Annotated in this window: 18 protein-coding genes and 1 pseudogene; 1 reads left to right on the top strand and 18 read right to left on the bottom strand. The window is 44.4% G+C overall.

What is annotated here, in order from left to right; all coding sequences use genetic code 11:
• Positions 1-60 precede the first annotated feature (60 nt).
• The 14 genes and pseudogenes from AC27EF_RS08735 to AC27EF_RS08800 all read right to left on the bottom strand — a co-directional run bounded on the left by AC27EF_RS08735 (position 61) and on the right by AC27EF_RS08800 (position 12,232).
• Positions 61-1,236 (bottom strand): iron-containing alcohol dehydrogenase, encoded by a 1,176-nt coding sequence (locus AC27EF_RS08735; RefSeq protein WP_487110376.1) that lies wholly within the window; start codon positions 1,234-1,236, stop codon positions 61-63.
• Between the two features lie 103 nt (positions 1,237-1,339).
• A complete protein-coding gene (queC, locus tag AC27EF_RS08740) occupies positions 1,340-1,996 on the bottom strand; it encodes a 7-cyano-7-deazaguanine synthase QueC (protein ID WP_487110378.1) in 657 nt (218 codons plus the stop codon).
• A 19-nt stretch (positions 1,997-2,015) separates the two neighbouring features.
• Positions 2,016-2,603 (bottom strand): GTP cyclohydrolase I FolE, encoded by a 588-nt coding sequence (folE, locus tag AC27EF_RS08745; RefSeq protein WP_487110379.1) that lies wholly within the window; start codon positions 2,601-2,603, stop codon positions 2,016-2,018.
• Positions 2,604-2,618: 15 nt separating this feature from the next.
• Positions 2,619-3,287, bottom strand: a complete 669-nt coding sequence (queE, locus tag AC27EF_RS08750; RefSeq protein WP_487110381.1) for a putative 7-carboxy-7-deazaguanine synthase QueE — start codon at positions 3,285-3,287, stop codon at positions 2,619-2,621.
• The gene (gene queD / locus AC27EF_RS08755; RefSeq protein WP_487110383.1) at positions 3,287-3,709 is read right to left on the bottom strand and encodes a 6-carboxytetrahydropterin synthase QueD; all 423 of its coding nucleotides are present in this window, start codon (positions 3,707-3,709) and stop codon (positions 3,287-3,289) included. Before queD ends, queE begins: the two co-directional genes overlap by 1 nt.
• Positions 3,710-3,935: 226 nt before the next feature.
• Positions 3,936-5,339 (bottom strand): annotated as a pseudogene (locus AC27EF_RS08760) (PTS fructose transporter subunit IIC); the annotation flags it as partial.
• Between the two features lie 40 nt (positions 5,340-5,379).
• Positions 5,380-7,002 carry a recombinase family protein gene (locus AC27EF_RS08765; protein WP_077726929.1) on the bottom strand — a complete coding sequence of 541 codons (1,623 nt, stop codon included), beginning with the start codon at positions 7,000-7,002 and terminating at the stop codon, positions 5,380-5,382.
• Positions 7,003-7,109: 107 nt separating this feature from the next.
• Positions 7,110-7,295 carry a hypothetical protein gene (locus tag AC27EF_RS08770; protein ID WP_004849804.1) on the bottom strand — a complete coding sequence of 62 codons (186 nt, stop codon included), beginning with the start codon at positions 7,293-7,295 and terminating at the stop codon, positions 7,110-7,112.
• A gap of 270 nt (positions 7,296-7,565) precedes the next feature.
• Positions 7,566-8,906 (bottom strand): virulence-associated E family protein, encoded by a 1,341-nt coding sequence (locus AC27EF_RS08775; RefSeq protein ID WP_118392954.1) that lies wholly within the window; start codon positions 8,904-8,906, stop codon positions 7,566-7,568.
• On the bottom strand, positions 8,791-9,531 hold the full coding sequence (locus tag AC27EF_RS08780) for a CHC2 zinc finger domain-containing protein (RefSeq protein ID WP_144124320.1): 741 nt from the start codon (positions 9,529-9,531) through the stop codon (positions 8,791-8,793). Before AC27EF_RS08780 ends, AC27EF_RS08775 begins: the two co-directional genes overlap by 116 nt.
• A gap of 47 nt (positions 9,532-9,578) precedes the next feature.
• Complete coding sequence (gene mobQ, locus AC27EF_RS08785; RefSeq protein ID WP_118392956.1) at positions 9,579-11,051, bottom strand: MobQ family relaxase; 1,473 nt, start codon at positions 11,049-11,051, stop codon at positions 9,579-9,581.
• Between the two features lie 2 nt (positions 11,052-11,053).
• Positions 11,054-11,371 carry a DUF3847 domain-containing protein gene (locus tag AC27EF_RS08790; RefSeq protein ID WP_207697956.1) on the bottom strand — a complete coding sequence of 106 codons (318 nt, stop codon included), beginning with the start codon at positions 11,369-11,371 and terminating at the stop codon, positions 11,054-11,056.
• Between the two features lie 286 nt (positions 11,372-11,657).
• Positions 11,658-11,861, bottom strand: a complete 204-nt coding sequence (locus AC27EF_RS08795; RefSeq protein WP_004614949.1) for a hypothetical protein — start codon at positions 11,859-11,861, stop codon at positions 11,658-11,660.
• 146 nt (positions 11,862-12,007) lie between these two features.
• Positions 12,008-12,232 carry a helix-turn-helix domain-containing protein gene (locus tag AC27EF_RS08800; RefSeq protein ID WP_120474617.1) on the bottom strand — a complete coding sequence of 75 codons (225 nt, stop codon included), beginning with the start codon at positions 12,230-12,232 and terminating at the stop codon, positions 12,008-12,010.
• 302 nt (positions 12,233-12,534) lie between these two features.
• Here AC27EF_RS08800 and AC27EF_RS08805 point away from each other — a divergent pair, with 302 nt between their 5' ends.
• Positions 12,535-13,575, top strand: coding sequence for a DUF6076 domain-containing protein (locus AC27EF_RS08805; RefSeq protein ID WP_118392959.1), 1,041 nt, complete (start codon positions 12,535-12,537; stop codon positions 13,573-13,575).
• 225 nt (positions 13,576-13,800) lie between these two features.
• Here AC27EF_RS08805 and AC27EF_RS08810 read toward each other — a convergent pair whose 3' ends face one another.
• From AC27EF_RS08810 to AC27EF_RS08825, 4 genes are all read right to left on the bottom strand, one after another.
• Complete coding sequence (locus tag AC27EF_RS08810; protein WP_118392960.1) at positions 13,801-16,191, bottom strand: ABC transporter permease; 2,391 nt, start codon at positions 16,189-16,191, stop codon at positions 13,801-13,803.
• A 14-nt stretch (positions 16,192-16,205) separates the two neighbouring features.
• A complete protein-coding gene (locus AC27EF_RS08815; protein WP_009296631.1) occupies positions 16,206-16,871 on the bottom strand; it encodes an ABC transporter ATP-binding protein in 666 nt (221 codons plus the stop codon).
• Between the two features lie 5 nt (positions 16,872-16,876).
• A complete protein-coding gene (locus AC27EF_RS08820; protein ID WP_118392961.1) occupies positions 16,877-17,137 on the bottom strand; it encodes a hypothetical protein in 261 nt (86 codons plus the stop codon).
• A gap of 129 nt (positions 17,138-17,266) precedes the next feature.
• Positions 17,267-19,300 (bottom strand): ABC transporter permease, encoded by a 2,034-nt coding sequence (locus AC27EF_RS08825; RefSeq protein ID WP_055201191.1) that lies wholly within the window; start codon positions 19,298-19,300, stop codon positions 17,267-17,269.
• Positions 19,301-19,458: the final 158 nt, after the last annotated feature.

The following is a 19,458-nucleotide window of genomic DNA, read 5'->3' on the forward strand; positions in this document are numbered from 1 at the left end:
CATTCCATTTCCCTGTTGATCTTTTTGCTTTCATATGCTCCGCGCATTCAGCTGAGTTTTTTAAAAAGTGACATCCTTCCCATAATAAATGCATTCTAAGACTTTTTCCATATCTTCGACAGACGTCTCTCTAGGGTTAGAACCTGTACAGGCATCTCCCACAGCTCTCTCTGCAATCATATGTTTCTTTTCTAAAAATTCTTCCTCATTTACTCCAAAATCTTTTAAATTGGATACAATATCAAGACTTGCTCTCAATTCCTGCACTGCCCGAATTAGCGATAACGTTAACGCTTTATCTGTGACTCCCGGAAGCCCAAGCTTTCTCGCAATCATTGCAAAACGGTCTTCACATACCTTCGCATTAAATTGAATCACATACGGAAGATAAATTGCATTGGCGCAGCCATGCGGAATATGACCGGTATCAAAAACAGCTCCCGTCTTATGCGCCAGCGAATGTACAATTCCCAATAACGCATTGGAAAATGACATTCCTGCCAGACACTGTGCAATATGCATATTTCCTCTTGCCTCCATATCTCCCTCATAAGAAGCTTTAAGATGATCGAAAATCATCTCAATTGCCTGCAACGCCAACGGGTCAGAAAACGGGGAATGCAATCCCGCCACATACGCCTCAATTGCATGCGTGAGGGCATCCATTCCGGTATGCGCTGTTAATGTCTTCGGCATAGTCTCTGCCAGCGCAGGATCAACAATTGCAACATCCGGTGTAATTTCAAAGTCCGCCAACGGATATTTAATTCCCGCACTGTAATCAGTAATTACAGAAAATGCCGTTACCTCCGTTGCCGTACCAGAGGTGGATGGAATCGCAATAAAAGTTGCTTTGCTGCGAAGCGGCGGAATCGTAAATGGATCTTTGATATCTTCAAACGTTGTTTCAGGATGCTCATAAAACACCCACATAGCCTTAGCCGCATCAATCGGGGAACCTCCTCCCATCGCAATAATAAGGTCCGGCTCAAACTCCCTCATCTCCTGTGCGCCTCTCATAACCGTTTCCACAGAAGGATCCGGCTCAATGCCCTCAATAAGCTTTGTCTCAATTCCTGCCTCTTTTAAATACCCGATCACCTGATCCACAAAACCGAAACGTTTCATAGATCCTCCTCCCAGGCATAATACTGCTTTTGTCCCTTTGATTGTCTTTAGTGTCTCAAGTGCTCCTTCGCCAAAGTACAAGTCTCTTGGTAACGTAAATCTTGCCATAACAACATCTCCTTCTATTCCTCTGTTGCTAATGTACAGTTACAGTTTAGGAATTCTCCTTGTATTCTATTATACATTTTTGTTAAAATTTTATCAATACCTTTTATGAGTTTTCCAAATATTCCTGCAGTCCCCGATTCCGAAGTTTGCACGCCGGACATTCGCCGCATCCGTCTCCCATGACGCCATTATAGCAAGTCAGCGTCTCATTCCGAATGATATCAAAAACTCCCAGACGATCTGCCATTGCCCAGGTCTCTTTTTTATCAATCCACATCATTGGCGTAATAATCTCAAAGTCATAATCCATTGCCAGTGTCAGCGTCGTTTCTAAGGATGAAATAAAGACATGGCGGCAATCTGGATAACCGCTGAAATCACTTTGTGATACTCCGGTAACCAAAATATGAATTCCTCTCTGTTTTGCAAAAACTGCTGCAAATGTTAGAAAGAGCATATTTCTTCCGTCTACAAAGGTATTGGGAGTTCCCTCTTCCGGCGCGTCATGATCCACTTCAACATCTGTTCTGGTCAGCGCATTGGGTGCTAATTGGTTTAAAAGTTCCATATTTAAAACATGATGCTCAATTCCGTGATTCTTACATAACGTTCGGGCGCACTCCAGTTCCAGATGATGTCTCTGTCCATAGTCAAAGGAAATAGCAAGGACTTCCTCATATTTTTGCTTTGCCCAAAACAGACATGTGGTACTGTCTTGTCCTCCGCTGAAAATTACCAAGGCTTTTGTTGGTTTTGACATCTCTATTTTCTCCCTTCTTTTATTTTCCTGCCTGCATCATAAAATGCCATTTTAATGTATCATCTTTTTCAAAAGCGCCGCGAAGCGTTGTTGTCACTGTTTTTGCATTTTGCTTTTTAATTCCTCTGGCGCTCATACAGCTATGACACCCCTCAATATAAACTGCTACATCCATACTTCCGGAAACTTCCGTAAGAATTTCTGCAATGTCGCTGCCAATTCTCTCCTGCAGCTGCAGCCGCTTGCCAACCATATCGCAGATTCTTGCAATCTTACTGAGACCTAAAACCTTGTCTTTGGGCAAATAAGCTACCGAAACCTTCATATCATACATTAACGCCAGATGATGCTCGCAATAACTGAAAATTTCTATGTCTTTTACGATCACCATATCTCTGTGACCATTCACTGCCAGATCATCCTCAAACGTTTTGGAAAACATTTGCGCAACTTCATGATTTGTATAATTCATTCCCTCAAATACTTCTTCATACATTCGAGCCACACGATCCGGGGTTTCTCTTAAGTCTTCCCTTTCCGGATCATCTCCAAGCGCCGTCAGAATCCCTTTGACATGCCGTTTAATTGCTTCTTTATCAATTGCCATCGTTATCTTATCCTCCTACACCCCGGTCTTTTCCGGATCCCAAACAACCTTATGCATTTGAATCTGAAATCTTACTTTATTCAAATGCCGTTCTTTCATAAATTCTACGATTTCCTCCGGTTCAATCGCATCAAAAACCGGGCTAAAATATACAATTGCTTTGCCGCACAGATCATAGCGCTGTGTCATCTCCTCTGCTCTCAGAAGGTCTTCCCTGCTTCCAATCACAAATTTCACAACATCCCACGGACGTAAGTATTCCATATTTTCGAGACACATCGCCTCCTCCATATGACTGGACGGCAGTTTATAATCCATTGTCACAGAAAATCTTGCATCCCGTTCTTTATAACAACGAATCGGGACACTTCCGTTGGTTTCAACTTCAAGCTCCACTTGCGGAAGCATCAAAATGCTGCCGATCAACTCCCCGATATTTTCATCCAGCAGAGGTTCTCCTCCCGTTAACGTCACCAGCGAAACTCCCGCTTCCAAAATTCGATCTGTAATCTGTTTGGAAGTTAAAAGTTCACATGGAGCCTTTTTTTCATTTGCCCACCTGGTATCACAATAGGAACAATTTAAATTACATCCTTTCAGACGAAGAAACATAGCAAGCCTTCCCGCTTTCTTTCCTTCTCCATTGATACTCACAAAGGTTTCCACAACCTGAAATGTTTCCATTACTCTTCTCCGTATCCCGCCATATTATTTGGCGTCTCATAAACTTTTACCATAGCCGGGTGATACCCGAGATCCCGGACCCGATCATAAAAATATTTTGCAAAATGTTCTGCCGTCGGACGAAAATCTACTATCCTTAGTTTAAATCCTTCTTCCTCCAAAGCCTCTTGTGTCTTACGCCGCAAGGTGTCTTTCTCCAGAATCAGGCAATGGTCAAATTCATCCGCTAAATTTTTTATATCTTTTTTTAATTCTCCAAAATCCACAATCATTCCTCGTATCTGCCCGGATTGCTTCAAAAATTCACTTTGCACCGTCACCTCCAGTTTCCAGCGATGACCATGAATGTTGCTGCATTTCCCCTCATAACCCGATAAAAAATGAGCCGAGTCAAAGGATGCGTGCGTTGTTAATTGGTACATAACTCTTCCTTTCTCATAATATAAAAAGGATACAGATTCTAAACGTACCTGTATCCTGAAAACTTTCCTTCTAAGTATTCCAGTCCTAGTTTTGTTTATAGACAGGATGGTACGAATGAACTGTCTTTTTTCTTGAAACTTCTCCTAGTATAACATTCCTTTTCTAAAATAGCAAACAGAGATTACATTTTTGTAATCTCTGTTTGCTATTTTGCTTATATAAAATCTAGTGATTTAAGGGGCGTTTTGTAAAAGACATGATCAGCATCCCAACCACAGAGCCTGCTGCTACTGCCAGAAGATACTGCAGTGGATTGGTAATCACACCGATCACAAACAGTCCACCGTGAGGCGCCGGAAGTCCACATCGAAATGCCATGGATAATGCTCCTGCCACGGCAGAGCCAACAATACACGGAGGCAGAATATGAATCGGATCTCCTGCCGCAAACGGAATTGCCCCTTCCGTAATAAAGGATAATCCCATAACATAATTTACTACACCGGACTTTCTTTCATTTTCTGTGAAACGATTCTTGAAAAATGTAGTACAAAGCGCAATTGCCAGAGGAGGTACCATTCCTCCTGCCATAACAGCTGCCATAATTGCGTACTGTTCCGGTCCTGCATTAGTAACAGTGAGCTGTGCTGTTCCGAATACGTAGGCCGCTTTATTAAATGGTCCTCCCATATCTACAGACATCATACCACCTAATACAGCACCCAGAAGAATAGAGCTTGTTCCGCTCATAGAGGAAAGGAAATTATTCAATCCCGTATTAATTGCTCCCATAATCGGGTTAATCGCAATCATAACAATCCCCATGAGAAGAATACCACATACAGGGTAGAGTAAAATCGGCTTTAACCCTTCCAGTGCATTCGGAAGTCTGTCAAACAGCTTCCTTAACAATACCATAATATATCCACCGACAAATCCGGCCAACAGTGCTCCGATAAATCCTGAAGATACCGGATTACTTTCACTGTAATTCATAATATTAGAAAATGTATATCCGCCATTGGCAATGGCTCCTCCAACGAAACCAACTGCCAGACCCGGACGATCTGCAATACTCATGGCAATGAATCCTGCCAGAATCGGAAGCATAAATCCAAATGCCTGCTCTCCAATGGTCTTTAAAGTTGCCGCAAGAGGCGTATTCTTACCAAAATTTCCTGGATCAATTGCCTGATTGTCAAATAAAAATGCCAGCGCAATCAAAATACCTCCGCCGATCACAAACGGCAGCATATGGGATACTCCGTTCATCAGATGTTTATAAATCTGCCGTCCGACGCCCTCATCAGAAGCTGATTCTTCTTCTGCGGCTCCTCCGGCATGATGATAAACCGGAGCTTTTCCATCCATGATCGTCTGAATCAGTTCTTCCGGCTTATTGATACCATCTGAAACCTTTGTCTTAAGAACCTGCTTACCTTCAAAACGTGCCATTTCTACATTTTTATCTGCCGCTACAATAATTCCGTCACAAGCTTCAATTTCTTCTTTTGTCAAAATATTTTTTGCCCCTCCGGAACCATTTGTCTCGGCTTTCAATTGAATTCCCATCTCTTTGGCTTTGTTTTCCAGAGACTCCGCCGCCATATATGTATGAGCAATCCCCGTTTCCCTTAATTAAAGATATTGTTGGGTAAAAAAAGAAAGGTCAGTCGATTTTGCCGATGAAGCGGTAGTAGATTTCTACTTCCTGCTCACGACTTCCGTCCTCGCCCTTGACAGCTTCGTGGACGGTTATTTTTTCAATTAGAGTGTTCAGAAGTTCGGCGGTCAGCTCCACAGGGTTGACATACTGTTTCATTAGGGCAATCCACTTTTCAGCATCCGCTGCGGTCTGTACGGCGGCTTCCATCATTTCGTGAAGCTGTCTTATTTTTGTTTCAAGCTCCTTTTGCTCGTTCTGGTACTTCTCGGACAGCATATTGAAATTATACTCGGTTATGCGTCCGGCAGACCAGTCCTCATACATTTTAGCAAACAGCCCGTCAACCTCGGCTTTACGCTTTTCCGCCTTTTTCAGCTCCGCAGCCTGCTTTTTCTTCGCAGAGTTTCTTTCTCTGTCGCTGGCATTGAGCAGCCGTTTCAGCAGCTTGTCCTCGTCTTTCTGTGCCAACATAGACCAGTATTGCAGTCTTGCAAGCACATAGGCATACAGTACATCATAACGGATATAGTGCATGGAACACTGGCGTAATCCCTGTCCGTTCTTGCTGCAATGGTAGTACCCGTATGGGTTCTTATTCTGCTTGTTTTCCCCATAGGCTAAAGACCATCCGCAGTCTGCACATTTTATCAATCCTGCGAAAATCTGTGTTGTACCATTTCTGCGTTTCCTGCGTCTGCTTGCAATCAGCTCCTGAACTTTTTGGAACACTTCTTCGGAAATGATGGCTTCGTGGGTATTTTCCACACGATACCATTCTTCCTGCGGCTTCCGCACTTTTTTCTTGTTCTTGAATGAAATGTTGCTCTGCTTGTTGTGAACGCTGTGACCGATGTAAGTTTCCTCTTTCAAAATGCTCTTGACCTGTGCAATCGTCCACGCATAGGCTTTTTCTGCGGGCGCACCGGCGTAGATATTGGCGAAAGTCCCATATCTTTCATAGTTCAGCCAGCCGGGGGTAGGTACTTTTTCTTCCACCAGAATCCGTGTAATGCTGGCGGCACCCCTCCCGTGTACGGCAAGGTCAAAAATCTTTTCTACAATCCAGCGTGTTTCCGGGTCGATCAGAAGATGACCTTTTTTGTCCGGGTCTTTTACATAGCCCAGCGGTGCATAGGCTCCATAGTGTGCGCCATTGGCAAATCTTGTGTGCATGGCAGCCTTGACCTTTTTGCTGGTCTGTCGGGCGTGCATTTCATTCAGGATGTTTAAGAACGGTGCAAGCTCGCTTTCTCCGTTGATGGTGTCCACATTGTCATTGATGGCAATGTAGCGTACTCCCTTGCTGGGGAAATAGATTTCCGTGTACTGACCGGTCAGGATATAGTTTCTTCCCAGACGGGATAAGTCCTTTGTGACAACGCAGTTGATTTTCCCGTCCTCGATGTCATCAATCATCCTTTGGAAACTTGGACGCTCGAAATTTGTCCCACTCCATCCGTCGTCAATGTACTCGTCTACAACGGTCAGCCCATGCTCTGCGGCATACTGCCTAAGCATCATGCGCTGGGTCTGGATGCTGCCGCTTTCTCCCTGCAATTCATCGTCACGGCTCAATCTCAAATAAAGTGCGGTGTTATAAATCGTTGTATTGTATGGTTGTTTCACGGTTAAAAATCCTCCTTCTAAAAGAAACAACCCACGCTTATACAATACTCGCTGGTACAAGTATATCATAAGCGTGGGCTGATTGACAGTCGTTATTCCGTATTTTTTCAGGAAGCGGCGGCAGCGTGCTGGATCACATCTTCCAGCAGGCTGTCAAGCGGCTTCCCATCCTGTGCGAAATGCTCCGATACCTTGATACGGACTTTCCCCATGACAAAATACTGGGTGCCGTCTTTTTCGGTAAGCAGGGTGCCGCTGTTTTTGTTATTGCTCTCGTTTTTGCTTTTTGCCATAGGCAGTTACCTCCATAAATGAAATATGCCCGACAAGGGAATGTCAGGCAGGTGTACAGCCGCAGACTGTCTCCATGTCAACCGAACCGTGTCAACCGGCAGAAAAGACTTTGAAAACAATCCATAGGCGCTCTATGATTACTTTTTACTTTTTCTTTGATTTCTTGGTTGACATGGTTGACAAAGGAGAGAAATGCCCCAAATATCAGGCTTTTCCCCGTCAACCGGCTGTCAACCGAAGCGTCAACCAAACTGTTAACCGGCGGCTTTTCAGAATGGCAGTTCCATTTGCCGGGCTTCTTCTTCCGTGATTTCCTTAAAACCGTCCCCCTCCGGCGGGGCTTGGTTGACACGCTCCCAGCCTTTTTGAGAACCGTATTTCTTATACCGCTTCGGGCTTTTGTAGGCTGCCCAGCCCTGTATGATGCCGCCCGCAATGCCAGTATTCATAATCTCGCAGATTGCCCGTGTCTCCCAGTCTGCCGGGGAATTTAAGTTCCCCAGCGCTTCCTCATAAAGCTGTTTGGAGCATACCCTGTCACCGGTGTAGTCCTCCAAATAGGCGTAGATCATGCCAGCTTGTGTGTCCTCCTGCATGAAGTCCTGCTGGTGGGCGTTCAGGTATCGGTTCATTTCTATGCTGAATGACAGCTTATACTTCCCACTGCGGTAAACCGTCATGGCTTCCGCCCACATCTGTTCGATATACGCCCTCGCCGCCGCTTCATCATCCAGTATGTGAACCTCCGCCCGTTCCGGGTACACCGTCACGGGGAGAAAGCGCCGGTTGCCGGTGCGGTCACGGGGTAAAAAGTCCTGCCGGTTGGTCGTCCCTCCGAATACACATTGCCGCAGCCGGTCTGCCGGGTGTGTCTCATACGGCACTTTGTAGGTTTCTTTCTGGCGGCTTAAGAATGACTTGATTTCCTCAATACTCTTGGCGTTGGCTGTGGCGATCATCTCCGACATCTCGATAATCCAATGCCCTTGCAGCTTGCGGTACACATTTTCATCGTCCAGCTTCTTCAAATCGTCTGAAAACCATTCGTCCCTGCCTGCCAGCAGCCGGAAAAAGGTAGATTTCCCGGCTCCCTGACCACCAACCAGACAGAGCATGACCTCAAACTTGCTCCCCGGTCTGAATACCCGCCGGATGGCTCCCATCAGGAACAGTTTCAAGGCTTCATAGGTGTATTCGTCCGTATCGGCTCCCAGAAAGTGATGCAGGGCGTAACGGATGCGCTCTGTGCCGTCCCATTGCAGGCTGTTCAGGTAATCCCTGACTGGATGGTAGCGGTTTTCATTGGCAACAATCTTGATGGCGCTCTGCACCTTTTTCTCGCTGGTAAGCCCGTAGTTTTCTTCCAGATACAAAAGCAGGTAGTTTATGTCCATGTCGGTCAGCGTGGTACTGGTGCGCTCCCAGCCCAGCGGCTTCACAATGTCAATCTGCTCCGTCAAAAGGTTCAGGCGCAGCGCCCCGCGAAACAGAGGGTCACGCTGGAACACCGTCAGGCAGTTTCGGATGCTGTTCTTCACGCCGCCTTTCTGCGTCCCCTCTAATGTTTCCCGGATTTCTGCCGGTGTTTGCGCCGGTTCCATTGTGTCCATCGTCCTTTTGACCACTTCCTGCGTTTCCGGCGGCAAGCTCTGAAATTCGCTGTTCAAGCCGCAGCACCTCCTTTCCCTGTGCGGCGATCAATGCCGCTTTTTCTTCTATTTCTCCGTATAACAAAATATCCAAAAGGTATTCTGTGTAGCTTATCCTCTGCAACGCTTCCACAAAAAGAGGATGCCAGATGGCATCCTGCGGCTGTGGGGCGTATGCTGTTTTCCAATGCTCCAGCAGGCGCAGATAATCGCATAGCACCCGGAAACAATACCGTTCCGTTTCCTGAAATCTCTGCTCCGCTGATTTTTGTCGGGGCTGTGACCTGTTGTGACGCTTCCTATCTGGCGGTGCATTGCCGGGTTTCTCATAGGAAACGCCGAAGTCCTTCGCAAGCCTGACCGCAGCTTCCCGTTTCCCCAATCCATGCAGCAAAGCGGCAAAGTCGATCACATCCCCGGAAGCCCCGCAGCCGAAGCAGTAAAAGCGGCTGTCCACTTTCATGCTGGGCGTGCGGTCATTGTGGAATGGACAGCAGACCATGCCGTTTCTCCCCACCCGGATTCCATAGAATGAAGCAGCCTGCCGGGTGGTAACAGACTGTTTCACCGCTTCAAATACATTCAAATGCTCCCTCCATAAAAATACCGGCAGCGGTAAAGCTGCCGGTTATATCATAGCTCCATCTCATGTTTCTTTCTCTGTACTTCCTGTGGCTGCTCCCTCCGGCGCAGTGCGGTATCTACGGCGTTCTGCACCTGCCGCAGCCGTATGACTTCCTCCCGGAGTGGCTTGTGCTGCGGAGACAGTTCGGCATACTCTGTTTTTAACTGTGCATATTCCTGTTTCCATGCTTTCAGGGCAATGGGTTTTCCGTCCAGTTTTTCTTTCAGAATACGGCGGGCGGCATAAAACAGCCGTAACTCCGCATCGTGGGATGTTTCAAATTTCTCCCTCTGTTTCTTAAACTTGATATTGTTCAATTCCGTATGAACAGGTTTTAGCCGCTGGTAATTCTCGCCCTCCCGTATCAATTCCTGCAATTCCTTTATCCTGGCAGATTTCTTTTTCATGGAGCCGCTTAATGCTTCAAATTCTTCACTGACAGAGGAAAGACGCTCCTGCAAATCCTCTAATGTGAGCAGCTTGTTTTCCGTCAGATAATTGACGGTTTCGACAAACTGCTTTAAGTTTCCGGTTCTGGCTTTATTGCTCCATGCCCCTGCGTTGCGCTGGTTGTAATAAGCGATCAGCAGGTCGGCAAGGCTCGGTGTCTGCGGTTTGGAAAGTTCTTCTTTTACCTCTGCCATCCAGACAAACAGGGCTTTGATCTTCTTCCTCACATCCTGCATGAGCCGGTTGGTGGCTTTAATCCAGCGGTTCAGTTCCCCTTTCTCGGTGCGGATGCCCTTTGCTTCCATCTGCCGGACATTAGCTCCCTCGTGGACAGTAGGTATCAGGTCAAGCCCCTGCCGCACATAGGAACGGTGGTCGATACGCACATCCAGCCCTTTTTCCTCAAATTTTGTATTAACGGCAGCCGCCCACTGCTCCCGCCAGTGTTCCAGCGTTTCCGGCTCATGCCAGTCTGTTGTATGGACAGCGTTAAACATATAATCGCCGTTTTTATCCCGGATTCGGTTTCCATCTTCATCAAGAAGATATTCCCGCCGCTGTTTTTGTCCCCATGTGCCATCCGGGTTCAAAGGGCGCATGGTTGTCATCACATGGAAATGCGGGTTAGGGATACCGCCGTCCTCTTTCTCCGGGCTGTGAAAAGCAAGATCGGCAATCATGCCTTTTGCCACAAACTGCTCCTGCACGAACTTCCTCGCCAGTTCCATGTTTTCTTCCAGCGTCAATTCATTCTGCATGGCAATATCAAAGGAATAGGCAAGCTGTGCTTTTGGATGTTTCTCGCAGCTCTCCACAGCATTCCAGAGGGTCGCCCGGTCAAGATATATTTCCGGCGCATGGGGCGGCAGCATGATTTCCGAAGCGATCACGCCGCCCTTTTTGGTGTAATCGCTGACTTCTCCATAGTAGCTGCTGTAAAGACGCTCCCCGGCTCGGTAGGCTGCGCTGGCAATGGCGCTCTGACCGGCGCTACGCTTTATCTGTGCGATTGAAAAATGATAAAGTGCTATCCTTAGTCACCGCCTTTCTCCTGCCCGGAAATACGGGCGTGGTTTTCTACGGCAGACCGGATGAAATGCTCCGCCTGCGGCAGATTCAAAATGCTTTCCATGAGGGAATAAAATTCCGCTTCGGATAGCTCCTTTGTCTGTGGTGCAATGCTCTCAATAGCTGCCCCACGGGTAATCAGCCGGTGCGTCCTCTGTTTCCGGGAACCGCTTTCCAGATACGCCTGCCGGTTTTTCAAACGCTGCATTTTCCGTTTTTCCCGTTCCAGCAGGACAGTGGTTTTTTCATATTCCTGCTTCAACTGTTCCAAAGATTTTTCCATGTTCTCACATCCTTTGCTTATAAGATAAAGAAAGACCATCCGCAGACAGTCCGTGTGTCAGTGCTTCTATAAAACCCGATGAAAAGGGAAAACCGCAGAGCGGATTTCTCTTTGCGGCGGGTACACAGGGGATAGCCGCTTTAGCGGCGCAAGGGGGTGTAGCCACCTTGTCGGAGCGAAGCGAACGCAGACCTCGGATTGCTGATTTTATCAGCGGCAGAGGTAAGCTCCGCAGGACGCACGATACATGGTCTTTAGACTATGTATAGAAGTGCGCCCTTAGTTCCTAAGGGATTTTGCCGTTTCCGGCAGTTTTGTCCTTTTTCTTGGAACGCTTAGAAAGGTACTTCGGGCAGTCAACCACAACCGCCCGGAAGCTCTGTTTACATTCGTGCTGGCATTTCCGGCACAGTTCGTTGTAAGTGATACGGCTGCGGTCATTTAAGAAGAACGACCATTCCAGCCGCCGCTTGTTGCTCATTCTTGCCATAACCGGCTCCTTTCTCCGTTTCTATCTGATGTACGCAGATAGGCTGTTTTGGTGTAGCGTTTCGGTATCATTTTTAAGGTTTTTTCCCTCTGTATACCCCTTTGTAAAGTGCGGCAGTATTGCAGTCAGGGAATGATAACTCACGCTTATTTGTCGCTTCTCGGTACGGTTTCGGAGCCTTTTGCCATCCATTCAAAGAAAGCAATTTTGCTGACCTTGATAAGTCTGCCCCTGCGGAACGCTGGAAAGCCGGGTGTGTGTACCAGCTCATAGGCGCTCGCTCTTGAAATTCCCATAATCTGCTGAATGTCCGCCACATCCAGAACCAGCGGTAAATCCTCGTAGCTGTTCAATCTCTTTTTATCGTTCATTCTGTTCCTCCCATAAATCAAATAGGTTAAAATGCTTCCTGTTGCCGTTTTCCCCAAAAGCCGTTTTCCTGCCCCATTCCTGCGGTGTTTCCCTGCATTGGTGCGCCGGATGCGTCACTTCTCCTGCCGGTCATATCCCTTTTGGACGGTCATTCACTTGTCAAGGTACTGTGCGGTACGAAATTACCAACTGCAATCATCATAGCGTACTATCCTTGACAAAACAATGATTCTGCAATACCATGAGTGTAACGGATATAACTGAATTATATAATTACCATAAACAAAGGCAGGGGATAGGGATGGAGAATCAGTTTATACGACATGAGCCATGTTTTGAGAGGATTTTGTTTGTCCTGACGCTGGACAGGAAGAAAATGAAAGAGCGGATTTTGATTGGGGAAGAACAGCAGATCCGCTTCCGGCTGAACGGGAGCCAAAACACAGAGGTGCTTTGTGATATGACACGCCCGCTGGGAACTTTTTTGATAAACTTTGAGCGTGACACGGACAGAGATTGGAACTTATACGGGCTTTCTCCACTGCGGCAAGCCCTCCACTCCAACCGATGGAAACAGCCGGAGCTGGAGCAGGCGGCAAGCGAATTTCTCTGGGGAAAATATCTTAGCAATGACCCTCTGAAAATGTATGTGGCGTTCCGTATCTGGAACAGCTATCTGCTTTCCAGAGAACCCCGTGACCGTAACGCTGCCTGTGACCGCTTCATGGATAAAATGAGCAGCCTGACCGGGGTATTCCATAACGAAGCCATGAGCTTTGACAGGGAGACAGGAAAACCGAAACATTTTCAAGCTGGCAGCCTTTATTTCAAAGGCGCACCATCAGAAGATACCCGGCTTGACCTCTGGTTCCCGGACAACCGTCGCACAGAAGAATGTGTGTCTGCCTATGCGTCCCTCTACCCGTTGATTACCTATTATCTGAACAGGCTGAATGACTGGGGGCTTTGCTTCCGGCAGTGCAAGGTCTGCGGGAAATATTTTCTGGCAAAGAGCCAGCGGTATGAGCTGTGCAGCGACAAGTGCCGCAAAGCACAGGCGCTTCAAAACAAGCGGGAATTTGACGAGAGGGCAAGAGAAAATAACTATGACCTGCTTTATAAAAATGAATGCCAGAACTGGCGCAACAAAATAAACCGGGTAAAAAATACCGCAGGCTTTCCGGCTGACTGTCTGGAAAAAATACAGGCTGCCTTTTCCGACTTTAAGAAAGAAGCCTTACAGAGAAAAAAGGCTGTAAAAACAGGAACAGCCAGCCCGAAAGAATTTGCGGACTGGCTGTATCAGCAGAGTAATGTAATTGTTGAGCTGACCGAGATATGAAAAACTTTCTATCGTCAATTTCGCATTATTGCAATAACAGATTGCTTCTTCCATGAATGGTAATATTATCATCAAACTTTTGGAAGAACTATAAATGTCCGAGGTGCCTTTGATTTCGACAGAAAAACAGGCTGAATTGTTACAACGCTCGGACATTTCAAAAATCTTTTTGAGAAATGGCGGAAAAAGCGGGGCAGCATACGCCGCCCCGCCGATCTCAAAAGGTCATTCCATTGCCCGCATTTGTTCTGTTAATGAACGCTTTTTCAAATCCCGTATTTCCCATACAGAAAGAATCAACTGTAAAAGAATCAATATTAGTAGATATCCACCTATCTGCATTGTTGGAAATTGATATGAGAGATTTGGCATACCGAATAGAATACCAACAGCTTTGCTCACAGGAATAGCTATGGGAATACCAACCAAAAGAACGATTCCAAATGAAACAAGTACATATAGCAATCCCTCTGTTATGAGAGAACGATATAATTGTTTTAGGCTTAATCCAACAGAGCGTAATGTACTGATTTCCTGTTTACGCGCTTGATGGTTAGAGAGCGTCATATTGATTAGATTGATTATTCCAAACAGCAAAATTAGTAATGACAGCATTTGCAAACTTCCAAACAATAAGTTCATAGAAGATTCCATGTACTCTACAGCATCATTATAGCTGCAAATAGAAAGCCCCTTTTCTTTAGAGGTAATTTTCTGCTGAATGGCTGATTCTATTTCATCATTATAAGTTTTATCAGTTATGATCTCCCATGAGTAAGCAAAATTTTCTGTGTTTGTGAATAGTTGTTGTGCAAGTTCTTGTGTAATTATAAGATTCGCTGGATCAATAGCATCTGTACCGTTTTCGGTTCCGACAAAGCTCTTATCAAAGAAACCGGAAACAATACATTCTATTTCCTCTCCACTATTTGTAATCTTTATAGGTGTCCCTTTTGTAATCCCCAGTTCCATATATCCATCTGTCAATAAAACTTCAAACTGGTTCTTAGGCATTTGTCCATCTATCAAATGTTGTTCAACAAAGCTAAAATTACCTTCTGTACTTTGAACCGAAATTATATCACACATTCCCTCAGTAGCATTTCCATTGATAGAATAATGACACATTCCTACCGAATCTCTAAGTGGTATAATCTTTTGGATTCCTTTAGTATTCAAAAGTTCTTCTTTCAAAGATTCATTTAGCGGATTATTTGTTTCGTTTTTTCCAACTGATTCTTCAGAAAGATATATACGGAAGCTTCCGCCGTTTACAAAAAACTTTTCACGGACAAATTGCTCTGGCGTATTACTAACTGCTGCGGATGCAGATATAAATAAGAGTAATCCTCCAAATATCAAGGAAAGCAATGTACTGGCTGTCTTTTTCTTATCGCGTCCAAGATTTAATAGAGCTAAAGAGTAAGGTGAAATTTTCTTATTATGTTTTCGAGATTGCATCGGAGCATTTCGATAAGCTATATATCGTACTGCCTCAATAGGGGAAGTAGTTGCCGCAATTTTAAGCGGCTTGCGAACAGATAATTTCACCATAAGAGTGCAAATGATGGAAACACCTATCATTACAAAAGGAATATTGATAGGAGAAAATCCGCTGGAAAATTCATTACTTCCCAAAACAGTTCCGACAATCGCACCCAAAACAATACCCGGAGGGATTCCAAGCCATGATAAATATCTACTTTCATAGTTTATCATTTTCTTTATCTGTAATGCAGTTGTACCTAAAGTGCGTAACTGTCCGAAATTTCTTATTTTTTCATTGATAGAAATTCTGAAAATACTTTGGATTACCGTTATACCTGCAAATAATACCAACACGGACAAACTTACAAAAGTTAGTATATTTTCAAATGACAATCCCATATTCTCTCTAAAAAAGAGAAAACTTAAGCTATAATCAGCACCAATTTCTTTTCCAATAGAAGCAATTCTTTCTTTTAGAATTTCTTTTGATGTTGAATCTGCATCAGCAAAACAAACATAGCTTTGGTATTTTGCAGGATTATAATTAGAGCTATTTTCTACAAACGATTTTGATATATAGCACGAGTAATTGCCCTGTGATTCAGTCGAGCTTTCCGTAATCCCAGAAATCACAAAATCTTGTGATTTTCCGTTTATTTGAAAAGAAATTTTATCTCCGATTGCAGTATTAGAAAAATATTTGTTCACCATTTCACGGTCAACTGCAATTTCATTTTCTTTAGATGGCATAGTCCCATCTTTTAGTGTAAATTGATTTCGGGCAATATAGCATGCCGCATCATCCATATATGCCAAATACAATGAATATCCCTCTGGCATTTTTATTTCTCCCAGATTGTAAAGCGACGCTACCATTTCGATTTCTGGTTGATGACGAAGTTTTTCAATTTTATCCTCTGTCAGATTATCATAGCTGGCTTGAAAAGTGGCCATATTATTTTGAGATTCCTGAAAAGCAAAAAATAATGTTCCACACATTGACATCAAAAACGCTGCCAGTGAAATAGCAATTATTATCATAAAATTCCGGCGCTTCTCGCTTTTCAAACTCTCCTTTGCCAGCTTCTTTGTAATGGCGCTGGTATCATTTTCAAAAGGCCATGTCATAGCTTGCCACCTCCTTATTCCACAATCTTGCCGTCCTCAATGCGGACAATCCGATCTGCAAGACGGGCTATGTCGTCATTGTGGGTAATCATCACAACAGTTTGCCGGAACTCCGCACTGGTACGCTTGATAAGTCCCAGCACCTCGGCGCTGGTCTTGCTGTCAAGGTTGCCGGTTGGTTCGTCGGCCAGCACAATAGCCGGTTTGGTAATCAGGGCGCGTGCGATAGCCACACGCTGCTGCTGGCCGCCGGAAAGATTGTTCGGCATATTTTTCAGTTTATCTTCCAGCCCCAGCAGGTGAACGATCTCGTCCAAAAACTTCTGATCCACCGTGTCCCCGTCCAGCTCCACCGGCAGGACGATGTTCTCATACACATTCAGGATGGGAACAAGGTTATAGTTCTGGAAGATAAAGCCGATGTTGCGGCGGCGGAAGATGGTAAGCTGTTCGTCGTTCATTTTCGACAGTTCTTTGTCCCGGACAATCACATTGCCGGAAGTAGGGGTGTCCAGCCCGCCCATCATGTGAAGCAGGGTGGACTTGCCGCTGCCGGAGGTTCCCACAACGGCCACAAATTCGCCGTCATTTACAGAGAAGTTCACGCCGTCAAGGGCGCGGGTGATATTCGGCTCTGTACCGTAATACTTTTTCAGGTCGATAGTCTGTAAAATTCTCATAAAATTCAATCCTTTCTTTGTTTGTTGTAAATGCGGAACGCTGCTGCGCCGGTGGCCGCCAACTGTACCAGAATCAGCACAGCGAACAGTCCGAAGCTCTCATAGTAGAACAATTCATCCCAAAACAGGAGAACATCACAGAGAGCAGTCAAGGCAACCGTCCAGCGGGTATGCTGGGCCAGCCATTGCCGGAACACCAGCACAAGGGCAACGGGCGGGACGATCAGCAGCGCCAGATTCAAAATCATGGTCGGGGTCAGTTCCATTGCAACGCCTCCTCACTTTTGTTGATAAGGTCATTGTAAAACCCAAATGTCCGCGAAATGTTACAGCGGCCAAAAAATTTCATCGAAAATCGGGGTGAAATGTTACAACGCTCGGACATTTCAAAATTATTATTCAACTACCCTTAATCGAGCTACAATACTTGTTTTTCTAAAATAGCGAAACGAAACATGAGGAACTATAATCGCCACAACGCAAATAACAATTCCCTCTAATATCAACGGGAAAATCGTAGGCTGTATTGTAAACAGCCATAAGTCAGGTTGATTAAAGAAAGTAGGAAGAATTGTATTTGCAACAATAAGAGAGAGAGGTAAACCCATTACACAAATCAGAAATGCGTAAAACAATCCCTCCAATACGGTCAATTTGTTAATTTGTTTTTTCGTCATTCCGATGCTCTCTAATGTAGCAAATTCCCGTTGCCGGTTTATAATGCCCGTTATAATGATGTTGGAAAAATTCACAAGCCCGATACTTCCTAATAGAAACCCAATAAGGCCACCTATGATAAAAATAGTTTGTTTTAATCCATTCATAGTTTGTGCCAATGTTTCAGACGATGCGTATTCAACGGTAGGCAAAGAATTGATGTACTCGGTCGCTGGCAAAAAGTGTTCTTTTTCCACATCAAACACATAACTCATTATGGCTGGATTGTTATACAATTCCACAAACATCTCATTACTCATATAGAAAATAGGACAATCGCCGCCAACATCAGTGTAGCCAACATTCTTACCCGGAGATTCTACCAATGAAAAATCAACCACTGCACGCGCAATTACCGAAACCGTTTTATAAGGCAATCCATCTTTGTAAATGGTAACTTCCTGATTGAGCGGACAAAGAAATTCAGGAGATTCATTTGGGTTGATCGCTGAAATTTCTATAACATAGTTTCCACTTTCCAAATATGAGGTTAGTTGCTGTATATCTGTTTCTCCCTCAATGAAATTCAATTTAGGAAGTATTGATTTTTCTACCCCGTAAATATTGCAAAGAGGTCGATAATCAACACCGAGTTTTACTGGATAAGTTCTGCCATCAACCATACCACTTCGTATAAGGTGATTATCTTCTGTGTATTCGTCTAATACTTCCGTGACCAAACTACCATAATCATAAGTAACACTGACATCATCCAAAGTGTTTTTATAAATTCGACTTCCGTTCAGCACAGGAATATTATTTTCAATATCAGATATGATTTCATTACTAACAGAATCATCTTTAAATCGAAAACCTTGCACATTAGAAAATGTGTTTGGGCTTGCCACAACAAAATCAAATGAGGTAACAGAAGATACATATTTTTTAACATCAACACTATTTCCGATTGCGATTGCACTGTTTAGGAGAATAATGCAGAGTATCATGGATAAGACGATAAATATGGTACGCTTTGAATTTCTTCTTAAATTTCTCCATGCCATTTCTGTTATTCTATTCTTAAACGAAAGACGATTCTTGTTGGCACTATGATAATTGTCTTTTTCATAGTATCTGGTTGCCTCAATGGGCGAAATCGTAGCTGCAATTTTGAATGGTTTCTTTATGCTCACCCAAACAGTAATCGCACTAAATATCCCGGCAACGACAAAAATAATAGGATTAAAACTCAAGTTCACAGAAAGATTGTGATACTCGCCTTTCATAAAATTAAGAATCCACGGAAGCATAAGTATTCCTACTATATATCCTAAAATCAACCCAATAGATATACCAATTATAGACAGCCAAAATGCTTGCTTATAAACAATTCGCTTGATTTGCTTCTCCGTTGTTCCGATTGTTCTTAATAAGCCATATTTCTTTATTTCTTGAACAACAGAAATCTCAAAAATATTGCGAATGAGCAAATAGCCCGTTATTACAAAAATCATAATAAAAAACAGGGCTGCTATTATGGCAATCCAATTTACAGATGTACCAGTGGACGGGCTGGTTCCCCTAATTTGCAAAATAGTTGTCTGTATAGACTGGATCGCTCCAACACATAAAGTCGTTACAGAAGTAAAAAGCATTGATGTTAAAACGATTGCTATTACAGCAACAATATTTCGTAATTTGTTGGCTTTGAAGCTTCTTTGCGCCAGCTTCTTTGTAATGGCGCTGGTGTCATTTTCAAAAGGCCATGTCATAGTTGTATCACCTCCATATTTGATAAGGGTATTGTAAAACCCAAATGTCCGCGAAATGTTACAGCGGCCAAAAAATTTCATTGAAAATCGGGGTGAAATGTTACAACGCTCGGACATTTCAAAAAAATTTACGGCGGGCAGCCGGAAATGGCCGTCCG

It is taken from the genome of Anaerostipes stercorihominis (assembly GCF_057535655.1).